We start from the raw sequence: 642 nt of genomic DNA, 5'->3' as shown, positions 1-642 counted from the left end.
CCCGGCGCGGGACGCGGCCTTCCAGTCGCAGCGCCCGCACCACCGCGGCGTCGTCGAGGTTTACAACGGCCCGCCGGCCGTCGTAGAGGAGGTACGCCGGCGAGCCCGGCGCCGGTGCCGCCAGGATGGCCTGCCCGGCGGGGAGGCGGCGCACGCTGTGCTCGGCCGGCCGGCCGACGACGACCGTGGTGGCGCCGTCGCCGTCGCACACCGACCACACCAAGTCGGCCGCCGCCAGCGGCGCCCCGAGGTATTGCGGCGCACCCGGAATGCCCAGCGGCGCACCGAGCTTGGCGCGAGCGAGATCGGATGGGCGCACCGGTTGGGGGTCGACCGGCGCCCCCGCGATCAACCGGGCGGAGGCGAGGTTGAGCACCGGATGCCAGGTGTCGTCCACGCGGACGAACAGCGCGCCGGAGTTGCGGTCCAGCACCAGCCGCGCCCGGTCCAGCGTGACCTGCGGGCGCAGCCACCCCAGCAGCGCGCACCCGGCCACGGCCATCGCGGTCAGGGCGGCGCCCACCGCCAGCGCCGTGAAGCGCGCCCGCGCGCGCCCGGCGGCCTCACCCAGCAGCGCGCTCTGGCTGGGCAACGTGCCACCGGCGCGGTCGGCCACGTCACCGAACGTGACGACGGCGGCGA

At 77.4% G+C, this 642-nt stretch carries 1 protein-coding gene; it reads right to left on the bottom strand.

Annotated features, from left to right (window positions below; genetic code table 11):
- Window positions 1–616: type VII secretion protein EccB (gene eccB, locus A5714_RS18725; protein WP_082959844.1), on the bottom strand; the 616-nt coding region annotated here is incomplete at its 3' end.
- Between the last annotated feature and the right edge of the window lie 26 nt (window positions 617–642).

It is taken from the genome of Mycobacterium sp. E2462, assembly GCF_001672685.1.
GTDB lineage: Bacteria > Actinomycetota > Actinomycetes > Mycobacteriales > Mycobacteriaceae > Mycobacterium.
Note: the sequence above shows the minus strand (reverse complement) of the source record. Positions and strands in the feature narration are given on the sequence as shown.